Consider the following 19,802-nt stretch of genomic DNA (forward strand, 5'->3'; position numbering starts at 1 on the left):
GCCCGGGAGAATCCCCGGGCGGGCCATCCGCTTAACTGCTGTTAGCCCTTGACGTAACCATTGGGGTTCAGCACGTACTTCGTCGCCGCACCGGCGTCGAATTCGGCATAGCCACGCGGAGCATCTTCGAGGCTGATCGCCTGGGCATTGACGGCCTTGGCGATGTGTACCTTGTCGTACAGAATCGCCATCATCAGCTGGCGGTTGTACTTCATCACCGGGCACTGGCCGGTGGTGAACGACAGCGATTTGGCCCAGCCGAGTCCCAAACGAATCGACAGCGAGCCCACCTGGGCGGCCTTTTCCTTGGCCCCCGGGTCACCCGTGACGTAGAGGCCTGGAATGCCGAGGGCACCGCCGGCCGCTGTAACCGTCATGAGTGAGTTGAGCACGGTGGCCGGAGCCTCGTGGTCGGCGTCCTTACCGTGGCCGCGCGCTTCAAAGCCCACCGCGTCGACGCCGGCGTCAACCTCTGGCACGCCGAGGATCTGTTCGATCTGCTCCCCCGGCTCGCCTTTGCTGAGGTCGATGGTCTCGCAGCCGAAGCTGCGGGCCTGCGCGAGTCGCTCCGCGTTCATGTCACCGACGATGACGACGGCCGCGCCCAGCAGCTGCGCCGAGACGGCGGCCGCGAGGCCCACCGGGCCGGCACCGGCGACGTAGACGGTCGATCCGATACTGGCACCGGCAGTGTAGGCGCCGTGGAATCCGGTCGGGAAGATGTCGGACAGCATGGTGAGGTCCATGATCTTCTCGAGCGCCTGGTCCCGGTCGGGAAACTTCAGCAGGTTCCAGTCGGCGTAGGGTACCAGCACGTACTCGGCCTGGCCTCCCACCCAACCGCCCATGTCGACGTAGCCGTATGCACTACCCGGACGGTCCGGGTTGACGTTGAGGCAGATGCCGGTCTTGCGTTCCTTGCAGTTGCGACAGCGACCGCAGCTGATGTTGAACGGTACCGACACGATGTCGCCGACCTTGATGAATTCGACGTCGGGACCAGTTTCGACCACTTCGCCGGTGATTTCGTGACCCAGCACCAGGTTCGCCGGTGCGGTCGTGCGGCCACGCACCATGTGCTGATCGGAGCCGCAAATATTGGTGGTTACTGTTCTGAGAATGACGCCGTGCGGCACCTTCCGGCCGATGTTGGCCGGGTTGACACCCGGTCCATCTTTGAGTTCGAACGTGGGGTAGTCGATGTCAATGACCTCGACGACTCCAGCACTTTTGTAGGCAACTGCTCTGTTCCCCGTCATGAATTACCTTCCTCGTTTTTCTTCGCGGAGCAGACCAGACGACCTTCTCCACATTGGGTGAGCGCTGCCATTTCTGACAGCAGCCCCTTTACTTCACCACGAATCTCAGAAATTACAATCAGCAAACTCCCAGTTCGTGGCCCCCGTTCTGGCCACAGGAACGACCAGAACGGGGAACGACTCAGGGCTTCCAGACCTGCACGACGGATGGCCGCGGCCCGGCCCACGCGCCAGCCGGAGCGGTCGCCCCCAGCGCAACATAGTCCGGGAATCGGCTGGCCTGGGCGGCCCAGCTGCCGTCCTCCCCCGGATGCTGCACGGCGACATAGACCATCGACTGCTCCGAGCGGATAACCGGTCCGCAGGTCTCCGCCTGCCGCGGCACCGCGAGGAACTGTTGCACCCGCCCGCGCTCGGGTCCGGCGAGCGGAACCTTGAACAGTCCGTCGCAGAATCCGATCGTGCTCGGTGCGCCGTCGGTGGAGATCCACAGGTTGCCCTCGGTGTCGAAGGCCACGTTGTCTGGGCAGGATATTGGCGACACCTTGTCGCTCGGGAAACCAGCGAAGTAGGTGCTGGTGTTGGTCTTCGGGTCGCCGCAGACGAGCAGCAGGTTCCAGTCGAAGGTCACCGAGGTGGCGTCGGATCCGGTTTCAGTGATTTCCACGATGTGACCGTCGCGGTTGATCGTCCGCGGGTTGGCCTCGGTGGCACCCTCCTTGCCAGGCCGGCCACGATCGCTGTTGTTGGTGCAGGCGACATAGATCTTGCCGGTCACCGGGCTCGGCTCGACGTCTTCGCAGCGGTCCATTTTGGTGGCGCCGACGGCATCCGCGACCAGGCGGGTGTTCACGAGCGCATCATCCGTGGTGAAGCCGGGAACCTGGCAGACGCCGTCGATGACGAGCGCCAGCCACTGGCCGGTGCCGTCGAATTGCCCGTCGGCGGGCAGCTGGCCGGTGCCGGTGATCTCGCCGGCTGGCGAGTTGCCCGTAAACCGGGCCACGTACAGGGACCCCCTGGTGAGCAGGGACTTGTTGTGGGTGCGCGCCTTCGGGCTCTTCTTCTTGTCGAAGCGGTCGTGGGAGACGAACTTGTAGAGGTAGTCGAAGCGTTCGTCGTCGCCCATGTAGGCGGCGACATGGCCGGTCTTTCCGACGATCACGTTGGCGCCCTCGTGCTTGAACCGTCCGAGCGCAGTGTGCTTGACCGGGGGCTCGTTCGGTGCTTCCGGGTCGATCTCCACGATCCAGCCGAATCGGTTGGGCTCGTTCTCGTTTCCGGCGACGGTGGCATCGAAGCGGTCGTCGATCTGCTCCCAGAGCCGACCGGTGGGGCGGTTGGCCAGGCCGTAACGGGCATCAGCTGTGCTGGTGCCGTTCGTGCGAAAGTATCCGTTGAAATTCTCCTCGCCGGAGAGCACCGTGCCCCAGGGGGTGGTGCCACCGGCGCAGTTGCCGAGGGTGCCGAGCACGGTACGGCCGGTGGGGTCGCCCTTCGTCTTCAGCAGATCACTGCCGGCGGCCGGACCAGTGACGGTGAACGGCGTGCTCGCGGTGATGCGCCGGTTGAGGCGGTCACCCACCCGGTAGGTCCAGGGCTGCCCGGCGCGCTTTCGTTCGAGGGCGACCACGGACATGCCGTGGGCCATCATGGCAATGCGACGCTGCTCATCGGCCTCGGCCGGTGTCGTGGCGGGGGCGAACATGATGTTCTCGTTGGTGTATTCGTGGTTGGTGACGAGGATGCCGTCCCGCCCTTTGCGCCCCGGACCCTCGAGGATGTCGAGGTAGTCGTTGTTGTAGCCGAACTGGAGCGCCTGCAAGGCGGCCGTCTGGTGTTCTGGGTCGAACCGGTCAGTGGCGGCGAATAGCGGGTCCCCCCAGCGGATGATGGGGTTCCAGGAATAGCCGGCGGGCACCGAGAAGGCGTCGACGGCGGCCGGAACGGGCGCGATCGGCGTGAATGCGAGGCCACGGCTGACCGGACCGCCGGGTGCCGCCAGCGCGGGTACCGACTGGCCCGACCCGAGTACGATCGCCGCAGCACCGACGCCCACGCCCACGAGCAGGGAACGGCGGCTCAGTGCAGCGCCGACGATGTCACGAAAGTAGTCGTTCTTGCTCTCGTTGGGCACCGGGTGGAAGCAGGCGTCAGCGCACTTGAGGTGGCAGGTGACCGCGCTGCGCTTGCCGAGCGTGTGCCCCTCCATGGGCAGCAGCGGCAGCAACGGCCGAACACGATCGGTCGTGTGCTGACGGGGGCCGGTGGATTCACGATTCAACATGCGAGCGCTCCTCATGGTTAGGTTCTGCCCCGAACTGGGGGCGAGTCTACTCTCCCGCCGCGCGGTGTCTCGAGGGTTAACCGAACATGAACGCTCGGTGTCGCCGGGCACACAGATTTGCAGTTACACGGGCCTACAGTTACACGGGCCTACAGAACGATGAGGCCGATCACCCAGACGGCGGCGAAACCGGCGACACCCTGAATTGCCGTGGCCGGGGTGAGCGTGCGGTACGCGGTCGCTACGGGAATACGGCTGAGCTGCGACACCACCCAGAAGAAGCTGTCGTTGGCGTGCGAGACCACCATGGCGCCGGCGCCGATCGCGAGCACTGAAAGCACCTTGCCCAAGTCAGAATCAAGGCCGAGTGCCGGCAGCAGGGGCAACAGCAACACCGAGGTCGTCACCATCGCTACCGTAGATGAGCCCTGGGCAGTCTTGAGCGCGGCCGAGATCAGGAACGGCACAGCGAGCCCGAGCCCGAGGGTCGACAGGGAACTGCCGAGAAAGTCGGTGAGGTCGGAGGCGGCGAGAACGGCTCCGAAGGCAGCACCGGAGGCCGTGATCAGCAGGATAGGTGCCGAGATGCGGATGCCCTCTGTGACGCGTTCACCGAACATGTCGAGCTTGCCCTTGCCCCGCAGTAGAAACAGGGAGGCGAGCAAGCCGACGGCCAGGGCGATGACCGGGGTGCCGAGAAAGACGACGGCTATGTACAGGCCGGACTCGCCGAACGGCAGGCTGGGAAGCTTGGCGATCGAGGCGATGCAGATCAACAGGATCGGCGCGAGAATCGGCAAAAAGGCCATGAACGCGTGAGGCAGTTTGCCATAGGAGGCGCGAATCTTGTCGTAGTCCTGCTCATCTTCTTCACCGGCCACTTCCGGCATGAGCTCGATGTTCTTCTTCAGGAACCGGTTCGCCCAGAGCAGCCCGGCCACCGCAGAAACCGCAGCGGCGATCAGGCCGAATCCGATGATCAGTCCGAGCTGGTCGATGACGTTGAGATTGCCGGCGGCGGCGAGCGGTCCGGGGGTCGGCGGCACGAACACGTGGGTGGCGTACAGGCCGGTCATCAGCGCGATCGTCATCGCCACCAGCGACACCTTGGCTCGGGCGGCGAGCGATTTCTTGAGCGAATTTAGAATCACGAAGCCGGAGTCACAGAACACCGGGATCGACACGATGAAGCCGATGACGCTCATGGTGAGGGTCGGGAACCGGGTGCCCAGCACCCGAATGAGGGCTTCGGCCATGGCGATGGCGGCGCCGGTGCGCTCGAGGATCACCCCGATGATGGTGCCGAACAGAATGATCAGACCGATGTTGCCCAGAGTGGCGCCGAAGGCCGTCGTGATGGTCGAGGCGATCGTGTCGACCGGCAACCCGAATGCGAAACCACCGATTAAGGCGGCGGCGAGCAAGGCGAGAAAGGGATTGATCTTCAGCTTGGCGGTGGCGAAGACGATGGCGGCGACGAGAGTCAGCAGGATGGCAATGCTCAGCATTGAGACGATCTTTCTATTTCTGGGTGGAGCGGCAACTAGTGGGACTGAAGAAAGAGGGCGACGGCCTGCGCCGTCGTGTCGCGCACACGTTCGGCCGCGTGGTGCTGCAGGTCGTCGAGGGTCGCCGGTCCGCCGGCGATCGAGAAGGCGGCGGTGACCCCGGATGCTGCGGTGTCGGCCGCAGGCAGTGACACCCGTCCCGCGATGACGACGACCGGGCATCCTGCCGGGGCCAGACGAGCGACAGCCACGGCTACCTTGCCGCCGAGGGATTGGGAGTCGAAGCTGCCTTCACCGGTGAGCACGAGGTCGGCGTCGGCGATTTTGTCGGCGAGGCCGACGGCATCCGCTACCAGGGTGGAGCCGGGAACCAGCTCGGCGCGAAGCAACGGCACCAGAGTGGCCGGCATACCGCCGGCCGCTCCCGCACCGGGCCGGTCGGTCATGTCCTCGCCGGTTTCGCCCAGAACGATGGCGGCGAGGTGGGCCAGACCGGCGTCGAGCTCGGCAATGTCACTCGGCGCGGCACCCTTTTGCGGGCCGAACACCGCGGCGGCGCCGGTCGAGCCGCAGAGCGGATTGTTCACGTCGACGGCGACACGCCAGCGCACGGCGCGGGCGTGCGGGTGTAGTCCGGCGAGGTCGATCGACTCGATCTGCGCCAGTCCGGCCCCGCCGGGAGCGACGATTTCGCCGGCCGCATCGAGGAAGCGTGCGCCGAGCGCGGCGAGCAGGCCGGTTCCACCGTCGGTGCTGGCCGAGCCGCCGATACAGAGCAGAATCTCCTCGACATTTTGGTCGAGTAATTCCCAGGCGAGCAGACCGACACCGAAGGTGTCGGCACGCTGGGGCTGGGGCGCGGTATCCGCTACCAGTGGCAAACCATTGGACTCGGCTGCCTCGATCAGGCCGACCCGGCCATTAGCTGACCGAGCATAGCGGGCCAGTCGGCTGCGGCCAAGCGCATCGACGGTGGGCATGGTGCGGGGTTCGACGCCCCAGACAGCGGCGATGGCATCGAGGGTCCCCTCACCGCCGTCCGCCATCGGACAGAGCGTGATCTGGGCCTGCGGCAGACCGAGGGCGATGGCGGCGTCGCGGGCACCGTCGGCCATGGCAGCGGCGGTGGCGGAGGCGCTGAGGCTTCCCTTGAACGAATCCGGCGCGATGACTATTGTGAGCGGCTTCAATGCCGGGCGACCGTTCATTCGTTCAGGCTAGGTCACAATCGTGCACATATTCAGGTCGAGTGAACCCATATTTTTCGCTGAGTTTCGAGACGATTACTGTGCACCGCACACATAGAGGGCGTCGTCGGCCGCCAGTGCGACCCGCATCGAGACGGCGGAACTGAAATGCCGCATGTTGAGGGTCGTGAGCACTTCGATGCGGTCGAGTCGCTGCACGACGGTATTGCGGTGCACGCCGAGCGCTCGCGCAGCGCCGGCGATCGACAGTTCTTTGCCGAGAAACACCCGGGCGGTTTCGCGCAGGGTGTCACTGAGCGGGGCGAGTACCGACGCGGCGAGGTCGTCGATCATGGCGTCGGGCAGGCCGGCGATCGCAAGTTCGAGCCCCAGTGAGTCGAGCCGAATCTCGGGGCTGGCCCGCGTGCTGAATGGGACGAGCAGTCCGGGCCGGGCCAGCAGCGTGCCGAGGCGCTCCGCGTCACCGGTGAGTTGCGGCATCGTCGCGCCGACCCGCCCGGTCAGAAACCACAGGGGCTGCGCGCGGGACTGTTGCAGGCGTTGCCGGAGCAAGGACAGGCCGATCGCCGTCGACGATCCGCTCAGCACCCAGACGGCGCCGTTGATATCGGCGGCCACCACCCCGGAGAGCTCGCGCAGCTGGCGCAGCAGCGACACCGACGAGTTCGCGCCGGGCGCTGTGTTGAAAACTCCGGTCAGGTTCCACGGCGGCTGCAGGGGCACATCGATGCCCCGCAACCCCGATATCAGGCGGGTTTCGGTGAGTTTGCCCAGCGACAAAGTCGAGAGGATGTCCCGGGTCGCCGATTCTCGCCACGACGCGTTGTCGCGCAGTCGTTCCTGGGTGAGCAGCATGTGAACGGTCAGCACCAGCACCTGCGCGACCGGTAGAACCTCTGCTGGGGTTCCGGTGACCCCCACGACCGCGACGACGTAGCCATCGAGGATCAGCGGAATGTTCACGCCCGGCCGGGTGCCTTGGTGTTCGTCACCGGGGGCGATGTGTACCGCTTCGCCGCGGAACGCCGCCTCCCGGGCTCCATCGTGCCGGATACCGATGCGGGCGGCGTCCATCGAGCCAATAATCATGCCGGTCGCATCCATGATGTTCACGTTGTGCACGAGGCTCGGCGCAAGTTGTTCGACCAGACGCTGGGCGAGCTCCCTGGTGATCTGCGCTGTGCTGGGTGAGCTGCCGGTCGGTGCAGTGCCGGTCGGTGCAGTGCCGGTCGGTGCAGTGCCGTTCGGTGTTACTTCGATCATCTGGCCATCGTAGATCGCGAGCGTCAGCTGGGCCGCAGGCGATCGCCCATGGCGCATGTCGGTGGGGTGACATACACTTTTACCTAGAAGAGATATTCGATAGTGATTGGTTTCAACGAGATTTTGTTCGAACTCATTGCAGGTTTTTTTAACCATCGCTCATCAGGTTTTTACCATTATCACCCGTCACGAGCCCAGGGAGCCCACCTTGCCCCAAATTATTGATGCACCGGTCGACGTTGAGTTGTCCCCCGACGGCGACCCGCGCGCATTCATCTGGAATCGGTTCGAACACACCGTCATCGGGCAACCGCAGGCGGTGTTCAAACGTACCCGGTGGTGGGAAGACGAGGGAACCCCTACCCGCATCGACACCGAGCTGTGGCGGCTCGATGCCAGCCGCGGCGGCGAAGAACAGCACCGCTACGACCTGCGCCGCGGCATTGACGGGTCCTGGACTTTAGCATTGGACTGGGGATGAGCAACGCACTGGCGACGAGCTTCGCGCACCTACACGTCGCAAGCGCCTACTCGACCCACTATGGGGTTACGCTTCCCGAAGCCCTGGCCGAGCAGGCGGCCGCGCAGGGCGCGAATTTTCTGGCCGTCACCGACCGTGACGGACTCTACGGCGCCGTCAAACACGTGCGAGCCTGCGTGGCCGTGGCTATCCGCCCCGGGCTCGGCGCCGAACTTGCCGTGCACGACGAGGAGTATCGCCCGCTCGGTCGAGTGGTCGTGCTCGCCCACGGCCACACCAACGGTCGCGGGTACGCCGCGCTCTGCCGGGCGGTCAGCTCCGCCCACGACGGTGGTGCCGGTCAACGCTCCGCGCTCACGCCCGGCAGCACCGGACCGAGCATTTCGCGCGATCGCCTGGCCGACCTGGCCGGCCTCGCCTCGCTCACCGTGCTGCTCGGCCCCGACTCCGACGTCGGTCTCGCCATCGCCCGCCGCGACAATGCGGATGCCGCGGCGCGGCTTGCCCACTGGCAGCGTGCCCTGCCCGCCCAGGCCGTCGTACTCGAAATCGTCTGTCACCTGGCCGAAAGCGGCACCGTCGGCAGCGTGACGCCGGCCACGCGCATGCTCGCCCTCGCCGAGAACGCCGGGCTCCCCGCTGTGCTCAGCAATGCCGTGCGATACGGCACGCCCGACGAGGCAGTCACCGCCGATCTCGCCGATGCCGCACGCTTTCTGCTGCCGCTTGCCGAACTCGAAACCCCCCAAACCAACGGCCAGGCCTGGCTCAAGCCGGCCGGAGCGATGCGCCAGGTGGCCCGCATGGTCGTTGATGCCGGCCTACACGATGACGGGGCGCTCGAACGGCTACTGCGTGACACCGAGCAGCTCGCCGACCGGTGCAGCCTCGACCCGGTTCTCGATATCGGGCTGGGGCGCCCGCGCATGCCGGAGGCGCGCATCATCGGCGTCACCGGCGACCCGGTCACCGAACTCTGGCGGCGCGCCACAAGCGGCATCGCCGACCTGTACTCGGCGAGCGGCTCCCGCGCGGTCGAAGCGGCCCACGCCCAGCTCGCCCACGAGATGAAAACGGTCGAACACTTAGGCTTTGCCAGCTACTTTCTGACCGTGTCACGGGTGGCCGACATTATTCGCGGGATGGGTATCCGCATTCAGGCGCGCGGCTCGGGGGTCGGGTCGGTGCTCAACTACGCGCTGCGCACCTCCTCGGTCGAGCCCATCGGCAACGGGCTGCTCTGGGAACGTTTTCTCTCCCCCGAACGCCAGACGCTGCCCGATATCGACATCGACGTCGAGTCGGCCAGGCGCCACGACATCTACCGCGAAGTGTTTCGTGCCTTCGGCAGCGACCGGGTCTCGCTCATGTCGATGACCAACGCCTACCGCGGCCGCGGCGCCGTGCGCGACGCCGGTCTCGCCCTCGGCCTGCCCGATGCCCAGATCAACGTGATCGCCAAGCAGATGTGGCGATTCAACGCTCGCGACTTTCGCCGCGCCCTCGAAGAGAAGCCCGAACTCGAAGCCCTCGCCGCCGAGGTACGTGAGTCGCAACAGCTCGACCTGCTCGTCGACCTCACCGCGAAACTCGACCGGCTCCCCCGACACATCTCGGTGCACCCCTGCGGCGTGATTCTCTCCGACGCGAGCCTGCTCGACCGCACCCCGGTGCAGGCGAGCGGCATGGGCCTGCCGATGTCGCAGTACGACAAACACGACATGGACCCGATGGGGCTGATCAAACTCGACATTCTCGGCGTGCGCATGCAGTCGGCGATGGCGCACGCCGTTGAAGAGCATCACCGACTCACCGGCGAGAGTATCGACCTTGACCGGGTGCCGCTCGACGACCCGAAAACCTTCGAGCTCATTCGGTCCACGCGCACGCTCGGCATTTTTCAGATCGAATCGCCCGGCCAGATGGAGCTGGTCGGCAAGCTGCAACCGGAGGTGTTCAACGACCTCACCGTGGAGATCTCGCTGTTTCGGCCCGGCCCGATGAAAAACAACATGCCGCTCAAATATCTGCAGGCCCGGCACGGTGAGGTCTCCCCCGACTACATTCACCCCCGGTTCGAGCCGATTTTGCGCGAAACCAACGGCGTCGTCATCTTTCACGAACAGGTCATGCGGCTGTTCGACGAGCTCACCGGCTGCGGCCTGGGCAAAGCGGATGTCTTTCGCCGGCACCTGGGTAAACCCGAGCGACTCCCCGAGATCGAAGAGTACGTGCGCGAACGGGCACTGGCGCGCGGGTTCAGCGTTGCCGTCATCGACCAGGTCTGGACGGTGCTCGCCGGGTTCGGCAGCTTCGGCTTCGCCAAAGCGCACGGCGCAGCCTTCGCCTTGCCCACCTACCAGTCCGCTTGGCTGAAAACCCATCACCCGGCCGCTTTTCTGGCCGGGCTACTCACCCACGACCCCGGCATGTGGCCCAAAGACCTCATCGTCGCCGAGGCCCGGGTGCTCGGGGTGCCGGTACTCCCCCTCGACGTGCAGTCGAGTGCGCTGGACTACCGGGTGGAGGATCTCGCCGACGGAAGCCAGGGCATCCGTCTGGCGCTGCCCGAACTGGTCGGTAGCACGGAGACGGAGCGGGAGCGCATTGCGCAGCATCAACCGTTCGGGTCGCTGCAGGACTTTCGGGACCGGGTGCACCCTAGGCGGCGCACCTTCGAGGCGCTCGCCCGAGTGGGCGCCCTCGACACGTTCATCGGCTACGACCGGGCCCGACGGCACGAACTGCTCGCGCACATTCAATCGCTGCGCGGCACCGCCGTGGTCATTCGCGCCGACCAGCTAGCGTTCGAGGTGGAGCTGCCGGTGCCGCAGTACTCGGGCGATCGCGCCGGCGCCATCACCTCACTCGAACTGCGCGGCCGCACCCAGACCGATCTGGAGCTGCAGGACCTGAACCTGGCCGTCGGATCACACCAGATGAAACGCTTTCACGCCCTGTTCAGGGAGTTGGGGGTGACCCCGGCGAGCGAGCTCGGTAACCTGCCCGGTGGCACCGAGGTGCTGCTTGCCGGAGTTCGGCGAGCCACGAACACGCCTCCGATGCGCGGCGGCCGCCGCGTGGTGTTCATCAGCCTCGACGATGGCACCGGCCCGGTCTCCAACGTCGTGTTCTTTCACGACGCGCAGGAGCGGGTCGGCGGGCACGTGTTCCAGACCAATTACATGCTCGTGCGCGGTCGTACCCGGCGCTCCGGTGCGCGCGGCGTCTCGGTGACCGGGGAGAATCTGTGGGACCTGTTCGATGTGGCCCGCCAAGTGAAGGAGCGGCACGCCGTTGAACGGGTGGCTGCCGAGGAAGCGGCCAGCGCAGCGGCCTACGCGGCCGAACTCGCCGCGCAGCCGGCTCAGCTGTCATCACGCCCCGGCGGCACCCTGCACCATCTCAATGCGGCGCAGAGCGCGTGAGACGGCGCTAACGGCCCACCACTATTTAGGCGGTGCTACGGGCACACCATTCCTGAGCGGCGCTACTGGTCAGGGGTGATGGGAGCGGCATCCGGCGGAGCGACCGGCGGAGCTGCCGGCGGAGCGACCGGCGGAGCGACCGGCGGAGCTGCCGGCGGAGCGACCGGCGGCGCCACAACCGGCGGAGCGACCGGTGGCGCCACGACCACGGGCGGTGGAATGTACTTGGGGGCGAGTTCGTCGAAGGCATCTCCGCCGTACTTGGCGTTGACGACCGACATCACGACCGGCCACATGCGATGCCGGGCCGTCGCGATCTGGTCACGTCCAAAGAACTGCCGCCGCTGGCTGAGCGCTCCGGTCACGCTCACCACGGCGACCACCGTGGCCACCTTGGTGCTGGCGCCGCTCATCCAGGTGTCTTTGGCACTATCCGTCGTTCCGGTCTTGCCGATCATCGGCACCGCAGGCAGTGCTTTGGCGTTGGATTGCCGCCCGGTGCCGCTCGTCATCACCCGATGCATGGCGTAGGCCATGCCAGCCGCGACCGTCGAATCGACTGATTGCGTGCACACCGACGGCGGCACCGGAATCTCCACCCCACCCGGACTGACGATGCGGTCGATGGCAATCGGCGAACAGGTGACGCCCTTGTTGGCGATGCCGGCGAAGGCGACGGCCATGGTTAGCGGCGCAACCTCATTGGTTCCGATCACGGTTGCTGCGGACTGCGAGAGCGGGTTGCCATCGGCCCGGTGCACCCCGAACGCCTCCGCAGTTTTGCGGATGCCGCACAGGTCGAGCCGCTTCGCCATGCCGATGAAGCCGGTATTGATCGAACCTACAGTGGCCTGCAGCGCGCTGTAATTGGCGCCGGATTCGTTGGCATCGTTGCGCGGGTTGAAGGGCCGTTTATCCTTGTCATAATTCTGAGGCCCCAGGCAGCTGTCCTGGAAGGTGCCCCATTTCGCCTTGCGCCGGGAATCGACACGTTCGTTGAGCGAGTGGCCCTCCTTGAGCCACTCGGCCAGGGTGAAAACCTTGTAGGTCGATCCGGGTTGGAATCCGAGCGAGCCGCCCTCGGCGAAGTCGGTGGCGTAATTGATACCGGTGTAGTTGGCTCCGGTCGCCTGCACTATGGGGTCCTGGCTGTAGTCCTTGTTCTGGGTCATGGCGAGTACTCGACCAGTACCGACCTGCACACTCGTGATCACCGCGCCGACATCGCCGCCAGCGTAGACCTTGGGAACCTGCTGGTTCATGGTGGTGACGGCCGCGTTCTGCACGTCGAGATCAAGGGTTGTGTATACGTCGTAGCCGCCCCGGCGGAAGTTGAGCATACGAGCGGCAGCATCGGTGCCGAAGGTGGGATCGTTCTGCAGAATCTTGGTCACATAGTCGCAGAAGAACGCGTTGGCCGCGGCGGTCTGGCAGCCCGTGCTCGGTTCGGTGATCACGGGTTCGACCGGTAACGCCACGGCGGCGTCATAGTCGGAATTCGTGATTTTCTTATAACGCAGCATCTCGCGCAGAATGTAGTCGCGGCGTTGTTTGTTGGCCGCGTAACCGTTTGCGGCTCCGTTGGTCTCGCTCGCGGGTTTGTCAAGCTGAAACTTCACCGGGTTGTTCACGATCGCGACCAGGCTCGCCGCCTGCGTCACAGTGAGGTTGGCCGCGGTGGTATTGAAGTAGTAATTGGCTGCGGCCTCGATGCCGTAGACCGTGCCCCCGAAGCCGGTGATATTGAAGTATTGCTGCAGTATGTCGTGCTTGCTGTACTCTTTCTCGACTCCGATGGCGAGCCGCATTTCCTTGAGTTTGCGATCAGGCGTGGTCTCGGTCGCCGCGCTGTAGCACGCGTCGTGCGCCCGCTTCTCGGTGAGCAGCTCGCACTTCTGCACGAGCACATTCTTCACATACTGCTGCGTGATAGACGACCCACCCTGCGTGTTTCCCCCGGCCACCGTCGTGGCCGTGGCCCGCAACGTGCCCTGCAAATCCACCCCGCCATGCTCGTAGAAGCGAGGGTCTTCTCCCGACACCGCGGCATCCTTCGCAAACTGGCTGATCGCATCCCAACTCACCTCGATGCGGTTTTGATCGTAGAACGAGGCGAGTAGTTCGGCCGTTCCGTCGCTGCGAGTGGCGAAGATGTCACTCTTCTGCGACAGAGGCTCGATGTTGACGTAACCCGGCAGATTCTCGAACACCGAGATCGTGTTGGTCGCAGCTATGCCCGAGAGCGCCACGACCGGGGTCACCGACACGGCGACCAGAATGCCCGCTGCCGCGCTCATGGCGACGAACCCGAGCAGGCCGCCCAGAACGCCATGAAGAGAACGCCGCCATGATTGGGCCACGCCAGCCGGAACCTCGGTCACCTGAACCACGTTTACCCCCCAGCGAATCCACCCGATACGAAAGCCCACGCCTGCACTTCGGTACGTGACTAAAAGTCATGTTAGTCATATGTGGGTGCTCATGGGGCCAGCTGGCCGATCGGAGAAGGTATCGGCTTGATACCGTTTTCTCAGGCTCTACCCGTGCCGTCATGCTCGGGCAGGCGCTGACCACGCACGACTGAGCGCGCTGGGATCTTCAGCGCGGGGTGCAGTTTGGCGATCTTTGTGCCCTGCCTGGCCGTATTCGCTACGGCAGCAGGTGGTCGCCTTCCTTTTTGGAGAGCTGCGCCGCAGCGGCGTCCATCGCCGCCGATGAAGACACTGACGACGGAGCAACCGCCGGAACCGCTGCTGCCGGTGCGGTGGCGGTCGATGTCGGGGCTGGCGTCGTGTCATAACCGGCAGCGCCGGTCGCAGTCGAACGCGTCGACGCGACAGTGGGTGAAACGGATGCACCGGCGTGCGTGGCCGCGGCGTTCCGCAGGGCGGCTCCGGCTGTTCCACCGAGCAACCCGCCGAGAAGGTCCTTGATGCCGATTCCCATGGTGGAGCCGAGCACGGCGTCAACCTCGCTGAAGCCCGACGCGACGTTCTTGGAGAGTTGGCTGGCGCCATCCGTTGAAATGACGGTGAGCTGGTCGATGTTGCCCATCGGGGCGGCGAGCTCGTGCGCAATCTGCGGAAGCATTTCCACCAGGCGCAGCTGAATGAGCGCCTCGGACTGCTGGGCAACGGCCTCGGCGGAAAGACGGGTGGCCGTGGCCTCGGCGGTACCACGGGCGAGAATGGCATCGGCCTCGGCCTGACCCTCGGCGCGGGTGGCGTCGGCGTTGGCGACACGACTGTCGCGATCAGCGGTGGCCTTGGCGACGGATGCCTCGGCGGCAGCGATGGCGGTCACCCGGATGCGGTAGGCGTCGGCGTCGGCGATCGCGTTGACTTCGGATTCCAGCTCGGCCTTGCGCAGGCTGGCGCGGCGCTGGGCGGTGAGTTCCTGCTCCTGCACGATGGCCTGCTGCGCCTTCGCCTCGGCGAGGGGCTTTGACGCGGCGGCCTCGGCAGAGGCCTTGTCGGTGTCGAGCTGCAACGCAGCTTTACGCAGGGCGAGAGTGTTCTGTGCTTCGGCAATGGCCTGCTCGGCGGTGATCAAAGCTTCCTGTGACTCGCGGTTCGCCACGTGCTCAGCCACCTCCGCCTGACGACGCACCTTGGCCTGCTCGGCACGGCCGATATCGCGGATGTAGTCGTTCTCGTCGGTGATGCCCTTGATCTCGAATGAGTCAACGTCGAGGCCCTGGTTAGCGAGCGACTCCCGAGCGGTGGCGAGCACCGAGGTGCCGAGCTCATCTCGCTTTTGAATGACGGTCATCACGTCGGTCGCGCCGATCGACGAACGCAACGAGCCGCTCAGTACTTCCTGTGCGAAGCCGTCGATGTTCTTGTCCTGGCCGAGAAACCGCTGGGCTGCGGCACGAATCGACTGCGGTGCGTCCCCGACCTTGACGATGGCCACGGCGTCGACGGAGAGCGTGATGCCGTTGCGGTCCTGCGCGACTGCAGTGATCTCGATCGCCCGGCTGCGCAGGCTGATCTTGAACGCCTTCTGAAAGAAGGGCGTGATGAAGACACCCTGTCCGTGCACGACGCGCTGGCCGGACTCCTCGAGCGTGGCCCCATCGACGATGGTTTTGCGGCTCTTCTTGCCGGTGATGATGAGGGCCTCATCGGGCCCCGCGTTCTTGTAGATCGTCTTGGCGTAAATCAGGCCGATGAGCAAAACCACAACGATTGTGAAAATGATCCCGGGGATCGGGCTGAACAGAAAATCGAGCATGGAGTCCTTTCGAGGCGCGTGGCGCGTACGTCGTTTCGGTGATCCGGTCTGTCTCCCGTGTCGCCGAGCTGTGAGTTCAGTCTCGCAGGCCACTGCGCCGGATGCGAAGGGTGTCGCGACAGCACCTACTCGGGCGCTGCCACCTCGGGCAACCGAGCCCTCCGCTCACAGGGGGTTCACACTCGGGCTCCATTTATGATCAAGCGGTGACTGAAGCAGCCCTCCCCCGCCCTTTCCGCCCTCAGTCCCGCTGGGTACGCAGCGTCGGGCTCATGATCTTCTTCAGCCGCTGGCTGCAGGCACCCCTCTATATCGGGCTCATCATCGCGCAGATCATCTACGTGATCGTGTTCATGGTGGAGCTCATCAACCTCGGTGGCGACGTCTGGACGTCATTGACCGTGCCCGGCGACGACGGTGGCATCCACGTTGAAGAAGCAGCGATCATGCTCTCCGTGCTCGGCCTGATCGACGTCGTGATGATTGCGAATCTGCTGATCATGGTCATCATCGGCGGCTATGAGACGTTCGTCTCGCGTATCCGTTTAGATGGCCACCCCGACCAGCCGGAGTGGCTCAGCCACGTCAACGCGAACGTGCTCAAGGTCAAACTCGCCATGGCCATCGTGGGAATCTCGTCAATTCACCTGCTCAAAACCTTTATCGAGGTCGGCGATCTGGCCGCGCGCGGCACCTCGATCGACTCCGGCCCGAGAGAGACCATCACCGGCAACGTCTACACCTGGGACGGCGTGCTCTGGCAGGTCATCATCCACATGGTGTTCATCCTCTCGGCGATCGCGCTGGCATGGATCGACCGCATGTCCCAGGCCGGGCACGCAGCGCCGCCCACACCATCACCCGCGGTCGTGCATGGACCGGCCATCGCCCCGGAGCCGGTCACGGCCCTGAGTGCCGCGCCCATCCGTCGCGAACTCGCGCCAACGGCATCCACCGGTATCGCCCTGCACTTGACCCAACTGGGTCAACTGCGTGACGCAGGCGTCGTCACGGACGCCGAGTTCGTCGCGAAAAAGACGGAGCTGCTCGCCCGCTACTAAGACGCGACCCTCTGAATGAGTTCTTTCAGAACGCGTACCTGCTCGGTATCGGAGCCGCCGGGCCGCGTCGCGGGCCGTGAGCCCCGTCCTTGCAGCGGATGCTGTTAGCGCTTGAGTCCCGGAAACTGGTCGTCGCGCCACTCGTCCGGCAGTCGGATGTCCGAACCGGCCGCGTCGTCTTCACGCTCGCGCAGCTCGACCCGGCGAATCTTGCCCGAGATGGTCTTGGGCAGGTCGAAAAACTCCACCCGCCGCACCCTCATATAGGCCGGCAGCCCGGTGCGGGCGTGTCGCAGCACGGCTTCTGCGGTCTCCGCCGTCGGTTCCCAGCCCGGCGCGAGATGAATGTAGGCCTTGGGAATGTTCAGCCTGGTTGCGTCGGGAGCGGGAACGACAGCGGCCTCGGCGACCGCGGGATGTTCGAGCAGAACGCTCTCCACCTCGAACGGCGATACCTTGTAGTCGCTCGACTTGAAGACGTCGTCGGTGCGGCCGATGAAGGTGAGGTAGCCATCGGAATCCACCGTGGCGACATCGCCGGTGTGAAAAAATCCGCCGCGAATGGCGTGCGCGGTGAGGTCGGGTTCGCCGTGGTAGCCGCTCATGAGGTTGACTGGGCTCTGCGAGAGGTCGAGGCAGATTTCGCCCTCGTCGGCGGGCAACTCGGTGATCGGGTCGAGCAGCTTGATCGCGACGCCGGGCAAGGGCAGGCCCATCGACCCGGCCTTCAGCACGGATCCGGGACCGTTTCCGACGATTGCGGTGGTCTCGGTTTGGCCGAACCCGTCGCGAATGGTGAGCTTCCAGCCGTTGTCGATCTGCCGGATCACCTCGGGGTTGAGCGGTTCTCCAGCCGAGAGCAACTCGCGGAGGCTAGCCGGGCGGGCGCCGACATCCGCTTGAATGAGCATGCGCCAGACTGTCGGCGGTGCGCAGAACGTGTTGACCTCGGCGCGGTGCAGCTGCGCAATCAGGGCGGCGGGGTCGAACTTGGAATAGTTGTAGACGAACACGGTCGCCTCGGCGATCCACGGGGCGAAGAAGCAGCTCCAGGCGTGCTTGCCCCAACCGGGCGAGCTGATGGCGAGATGCACGTCGCCGGGACGCAGGCCCAGCCAGTACATGGTGGAGAGGTGGCCGACCGGGTAGGAGGTCTGCGAGTGCAGCACCATCTTGGGCTTGCTTGTCGTGCCGGAGGTGAAGTAGATCAACGAGGGATCGGCGGATTCCACGACCGTGGTGATGGGTTCCGGGGTCACCTGGTAGGCATCCGCGAAGTCGGACCACCCAGGGAGGGCCGCGCCGACAGCGATGCGGGTGTAGTCGCCGGGAACGTCGTCGAATTTGACCGCGTCGGCCGAGTTGGCGATCACGTGGGCGACGCCGCCGCGCTGCACGCGATCCGCCAGGTCGTGCGAGGCGAGCACGGCGCTCGTGGGCATGATGACGGCGCCGACCTTCATAATGGCGAGCATCGCCTCCCAGATCTCCCGCTGGTTGCCAAGCATGAGCATGACGTGGTCGCCACGCCCGACGCCGTGGTGGCTGAGCCAGGTGGCGACCTGGTCGGATCGATGGGCCATCTCATCAAAGGTGAGTTTTTGCTCGCTGCCGTCTTCTTCGACGATCCACAGCGCGATTTTGTCATTGCCGCGGGCGAGCACGTCGAACCAGTCGGTGGCCCAGTTGAAGTGTTCTCCCACATCTGGCCAGCGAAATTCCTGGGCGGCGCGAGCGTGATCGTCGCGCAGGGCCAAAAGCTGGTCGCGTGCGGCACGGTAGTTACTCGTGCTCACCTGGTGTGTCATACGCCGTTGTCTCCTTGAACGAGCCGCCACGAGCGAAACGGCGACAGTACATTCTCTCAGGGCTGTGGCTCGGCCCATACCGGGCCTGGCCGATAGCAGCTCGCACGAATCGGATGCCCGCGAGCTTGCCCGAGCCGAGGAGGGTGGGCAGACTGATGACCACGTGTCCCTGCGGGATGTGTCGGTCGGGGCCATGAACAGCAGCCTTATCGTGCACTGGCCTATCGTTAATGGGTGACCTACTCGATTCGTTCCCTGATTCCCGCCGATCTGCCGCTCGTACTCGCGCTCAACAATGCTGCGGTTCCCGCGGTCAACGAGTTGGATGCCGACGCGCTGGCCGCGCTCGTCGAGCACAGCAATCTTGCCGTTGCTGTCGTTGACGACGCTACGTCCGACATCGCCATCGGCTTCGCAATTCTGTTCATCGCCGGGGCCGAATACGCGAGTGAGAACTACCGCTGGTTCTCCAGCCGGTCCACCGATTTTCTCTACGTCGACCGCATCGTCGTGGCCGACGGGTATCGCGGGCAGGGCCTCGGCCAGGTGCTCTACGACGCCATCTTTGGGGCTGCCCGCCGTCTGAACCTCACCGAGGTGTTCTGCGAGGTCAACCTGGAGCCGCCGAACCCGGGCTCGCTCGCTTTTCACGACCGCCTCGGCTTCGCCCCGGTTGGCCAGCTGTCAACCAAGGGCGACACCGTCGTCGTGAGCCTGCTCGCGGCGTCCGTTTAGGGAAGACCGCTGTCACTGATGGTGGCTAGTCGTTCGTCGTGTCGATATTCGGGTCAATTTTCTGTATACACAGTCGAAAGTCGCTGAATCCATTCATCTGACCAGTCGTTGAAGGTACGGCTTTGCGTCCGCGGAAACGGAGGCAGACATACTGCTCTGTATACATAGATCAGCTGAAAGTTCAAGGGGGTGCGGCAACAGGTAATTGCCCCCTATGGTCTAGTGGACGCGAGTTACCGCTTGCGCAGAACCAAGCCAAGGGACCACCCTCGATGCGAATTACCTGCCCGTTTTGCAAGTCACAGGCCGACCTGAAACCGAACCCCGCGCAAGCCCTTCGGCTCTCGCTCCCCCTCTACGTTCTCAAATGCACGGGTTGCGAGCGCACCAGCATCCGTGTTGAACCCGTGCGCCTGCCGCACGCCCTCGCCTCCGCTTAACTGCGCGCCCGCGACGTCCTGCCTCCTGCTCGGCCCCCTGCTCTGCCGCCCTGCTTTGCCACCCATGAGTGCCGTTGACCCTCAGTCC

Annotated in this window: 12 protein-coding genes; 4 read left to right on the plus strand and 8 right to left on the minus strand. The window is 65.0% G+C overall.

Annotated elements, in window-relative coordinates; genetic code table 11:
* Positions 1-41: 41 nt before the first annotated feature.
* The 5 genes from fdhA to CXY74_RS16285 form a co-directional block, all read right to left on the minus strand.
* Entirely contained in the window at positions 42-1,259 is a 1,218-nt protein-coding gene (gene fdhA / locus CXY74_RS16265) for a formaldehyde dehydrogenase, glutathione-independent (RefSeq protein ID WP_104201382.1), read from the minus strand.
* A 181-nt stretch (positions 1,260-1,440) separates the two neighbouring features.
* Positions 1,441-3,546: a PhoX family phosphatase gene (locus tag CXY74_RS16270; protein ID WP_104201383.1), complete on the minus strand. Its 2,106-nt coding sequence runs from the start codon at positions 3,544-3,546 to the stop codon at positions 1,441-1,443.
* 149 nt (positions 3,547-3,695) lie between these two features.
* Positions 3,696-5,054 carry a GntP family permease gene (locus CXY74_RS16275; protein WP_104201384.1) on the minus strand — a complete coding sequence of 453 codons (1,359 nt, stop codon included), beginning with the start codon at positions 5,052-5,054 and terminating at the stop codon, positions 3,696-3,698.
* A 35-nt stretch (positions 5,055-5,089) separates the two neighbouring features.
* Complete coding sequence (locus tag CXY74_RS16280) at positions 5,090-6,262, minus strand: glycerate kinase (protein WP_104201385.1); 1,173 nt, start codon at positions 6,260-6,262, stop codon at positions 5,090-5,092.
* Positions 6,263-6,337: 75 nt separating this feature from the next.
* Complete coding sequence (locus tag CXY74_RS16285; protein ID WP_158252384.1) at positions 6,338-7,525, minus strand: sugar diacid recognition domain-containing protein; 1,188 nt, start codon at positions 7,523-7,525, stop codon at positions 6,338-6,340.
* Between the two features lie 208 nt (positions 7,526-7,733).
* Here CXY74_RS16285 and CXY74_RS16290 point away from each other — a divergent pair, with 208 nt between their 5' ends.
* Both CXY74_RS16290 and dnaE read left to right on the plus strand, forming a co-directional pair.
* The gene (locus CXY74_RS16290) at positions 7,734-8,006 is read left to right on the plus strand and encodes a hypothetical protein (protein ID WP_104128500.1); all 273 of its coding nucleotides are present in this window, start codon (positions 7,734-7,736) and stop codon (positions 8,004-8,006) included.
* Entirely contained in the window at positions 8,003-11,434 is a 3,432-nt protein-coding gene (gene dnaE / locus CXY74_RS16295) for a DNA polymerase III subunit alpha (protein WP_104201387.1), read from the plus strand. The genes CXY74_RS16290 and dnaE overlap by 4 nt, the downstream gene beginning before the upstream one ends.
* A 62-nt stretch (positions 11,435-11,496) precedes the next feature.
* Here the strand turns inward: dnaE and CXY74_RS16300 are convergent, their stop codons facing one another.
* Both CXY74_RS16300 and CXY74_RS16305 read right to left on the minus strand, forming a co-directional pair.
* A complete protein-coding gene (locus CXY74_RS16300; protein WP_104201388.1) occupies positions 11,497-13,863 on the minus strand; it encodes a transglycosylase domain-containing protein in 2,367 nt (788 codons plus the stop codon).
* Between the two features lie 220 nt (positions 13,864-14,083).
* On the minus strand, positions 14,084-15,670 hold the full coding sequence (locus tag CXY74_RS16305; RefSeq protein WP_104201389.1) for a flotillin family protein: 1,587 nt from the start codon (positions 15,668-15,670) through the stop codon (positions 14,084-14,086).
* A gap of 206 nt (positions 15,671-15,876) precedes the next feature.
* On the opposite strand from CXY74_RS16305, the gene CXY74_RS16310 reads away from it, so the two are divergent.
* A complete protein-coding gene (locus CXY74_RS16310) occupies positions 15,877-16,731 on the plus strand; it encodes a TIGR00645 family protein (RefSeq protein WP_233193477.1) in 855 nt (284 codons plus the stop codon).
* A gap of 104 nt (positions 16,732-16,835) precedes the next feature.
* Here CXY74_RS16310 and CXY74_RS16315 read toward each other — a convergent pair whose 3' ends face one another.
* The gene (locus CXY74_RS16315) at positions 16,836-18,539 is read right to left on the minus strand and encodes an AMP-binding protein (RefSeq protein WP_104201391.1); all 1,704 of its coding nucleotides are present in this window, start codon (positions 18,537-18,539) and stop codon (positions 16,836-16,838) included.
* Positions 18,540-18,773: 234 nt separating this feature from the next.
* Between CXY74_RS16315 and CXY74_RS16320 the strand changes: the two genes are divergently transcribed.
* Positions 18,774-19,274: a GNAT family N-acetyltransferase gene (locus CXY74_RS16320; protein WP_104201392.1), complete on the plus strand. Its 501-nt coding sequence runs from the start codon at positions 18,774-18,776 to the stop codon at positions 19,272-19,274.
* Positions 19,275-19,802 lie beyond the last annotated feature (528 nt).

It is taken from the genome of Cryobacterium sp. Y29 (assembly GCF_002929825.1).
Classification (GTDB): Bacteria; Actinomycetota; Actinomycetes; order Actinomycetales; family Microbacteriaceae; genus Cryobacterium.

Excerpts from the sequence above, each read along its gene's own strand:
- CXY74_RS16280 (WP_104201385.1), bottom strand. The coding sequence starts at position 6,262 with ATGAACGGTCGCCCGGCATTGAAGCCGCTCACAATAGTCATCGCGCCG.
- CXY74_RS16305 (WP_104201389.1), bottom strand. The coding sequence starts at position 15,670 with ATGCTCGATTTTCTGTTCAGCCCGATCCCCGGGATCATTTTCACAATC.
- CXY74_RS16285 (WP_158252384.1), bottom strand. The coding sequence starts at position 7,525 with ATGATCGAAGTAACACCGAACGGCACTGCACCGACCGGCACTGCACCG.
- CXY74_RS16315 (WP_104201391.1), bottom strand. The coding sequence starts at position 18,539 with ATGACACACCAGGTGAGCACGAGTAACTACCGTGCCGCACGCGACCAG.
- CXY74_RS16275 (WP_104201384.1), bottom strand. The coding sequence starts at position 5,054 with ATGCTGAGCATTGCCATCCTGCTGACTCTCGTCGCCGCCATCGTCTTC.
- fdhA (WP_104201382.1), bottom strand. The coding sequence starts at position 1,259 with ATGACGGGGAACAGAGCAGTTGCCTACAAAAGTGCTGGAGTCGTCGAG.
- dnaE (WP_104201387.1), top strand. The coding sequence starts at position 8,003 with ATGAGCAACGCACTGGCGACGAGCTTCGCGCACCTACACGTCGCAAGC.
- CXY74_RS16270 (WP_104201383.1), bottom strand. The coding sequence starts at position 3,546 with ATGTTGAATCGTGAATCCACCGGCCCCCGTCAGCACACGACCGATCGT.